Here is a 1,588-nt window from a genome sequence, read left to right as displayed (position 1 = left end):
CATCGGCCCCTCCGACGCCCTGCTCGCCCTGCGCAGCGCCTACGGGGCCGCGGCGCGCTGATCGACCCCGCGCCGCGCGCTCAGCGCAGGAGCGCGTCGAGCCCGAAGCCGCCGAAGACCACGAAGGCGAGGGTCATCAGGAACTTGAGGTCGTCGAACGTTTCGGTCATGGCCGTCGCCTGATGGTGTCTCGGGAAGGGGCCGGACGTCGCCCGGTCGCCCCACCATCCGTCGTCCGGCGCATTCGAGCGAATCGTTTCAGGCTTTCTTAACCGGCCCTCCCGGATTTCCCGGAAACGCGCTTCACGCTTCGTTAAGACCACACGCGAAGCCCGCGCCGGCGGTAACCATGCCCTCGGCGCAGCCGCGGATCGGAACCCGGGCGCGCCCGGACCGTTGTGCGGGCGGAACACCGGCCCGCGCCCTTTCCGGCGAACGGGCCTTTTGCCTGGACGACCCGTCGCCCGGCGGCCCGTCCGATCGGAGCCCCCGTAATGCGCAACCTTCTCCTCACCCTCATCGTGCTCGCCGGCGGCTTCGTTCTCGTCGCGATGTACGTCGCGCCGACCCAGCCCGGCCTGCGCGCCTGGTACCGCGACAACGCCTGCGTACACCTCGACAAGGTCAGCCCGCAGATCTGCGCGCCGCTCCGCCAGGCCGAGGGCACCGACAAGGTCTGAGCGGGCCGTGTCGGCCCTGCGCCGCGCCGTGGACTGGACGTTCCGCGACCGGCGAACCGGCGCGTTCGTGATTGGACAATGGCCCAATCTCCCGCTCTGGTTGTTTCTCGGGTTCTCGATCGTGCGCTGGGTCCTCGTTCCGCAAGGTCGGCCGGACTTCTGGTTGCGGATCGGGGCGGTTGCGGCGCTCGGGTGGTGGGCCGCCGACGAAGTTCTGCGCGGGGTGAACCCCTGGCGGCGCATCCTCGGAGCGGCTGCCTTGGTCTGGTTGGCGGTGTCGACGACGCTGGCGTGATGGCGTCGCGCCGCATGGGACGTCGAGGTGCCTCGGATCACCGATCGTATTTTCTACGCATGGTTGAAACTAGTCGTTGCGCATGCAACGATTTGCGTGAATACCGATTTGACCAACCGGTTCGCTCGCATACACGTGCCGGGCCGACCGCAGACAGGTAGACTGGACGGCACGAACCGATGACGGACCCGGCAACCTCGCGTCTGATGCAGGATGGCTCGCGTTCGGCGGCCAGCCAGCAGATCCTGGGCAAGATCGCTACCGTGCTCGCGATCCCGGTCTCGGACTTCTACCGGCACGAGCCACCGGTCTCGGACGCACTGACTCCCAATACTGCCGAATGCGATGCGATGCTGGCGGCGTTCCTGCGGGTCGGGGACCCGGAGGTACGAGCCCGCATCGTCGAGATGATGCGGGCCTATTCGGACAACTGATACCAAATCTCATGGTTCATAACCCATGAGGCGCGGCGGACGACCACCGCCTCGCAGTCGCGGGGGTCGAACCTCGCTGAGCCGGGCTCACCGAGGTTGGTTCTGACGCTTCCGTCAGAGTTCCGCCGAGTCGCGGGACAGCTCGCCGCGCAGGCGCCGGGCCGCCTCCAGCAACGCGC

At 68.0% G+C, this 1,588-nt stretch carries 3 protein-coding genes; all 3 read left to right on the top strand.

Annotation, left to right across the window (positions count from 1 at the left end; all coding sequences use genetic code 11):
* Positions 1 to 494: 494 nt before the first annotated feature.
* The 3 genes from FV222_RS25515 (at position 495) to FV222_RS25505 (ending at position 1,409) form a co-directional block, all read left to right on the top strand.
* Entirely contained in the window at positions 495 to 680 is a 186-nt protein-coding gene (locus FV222_RS25515; RefSeq protein ID WP_147750950.1) for a hypothetical protein, read from the top strand.
* A 16-nt stretch (positions 681 to 696) separates the two neighbouring features.
* Entirely contained in the window at positions 697 to 975 is a 279-nt protein-coding gene (locus FV222_RS25510; RefSeq protein WP_147815955.1) for a hypothetical protein, read from the top strand.
* 179 nt (positions 976 to 1,154) lie between these two features.
* Entirely contained in the window at positions 1,155 to 1,409 is a 255-nt protein-coding gene (locus FV222_RS25505) for a hypothetical protein (RefSeq protein ID WP_147750951.1), read from the top strand.
* The last annotated feature ends 179 nt before the right edge of the window (positions 1,410 to 1,588 follow it).

Origin of the sequence: Methylobacterium sp. WL103 (assembly GCF_008039885.1) — a bacterium.
Taxonomy (GTDB): domain Bacteria; phylum Pseudomonadota; class Alphaproteobacteria; order Rhizobiales; family Beijerinckiaceae; genus Methylobacterium; species Methylobacterium cerastii.
Note: the sequence above shows the minus strand (reverse complement) of the source record. Positions and strands in the feature narration are given on the sequence as shown.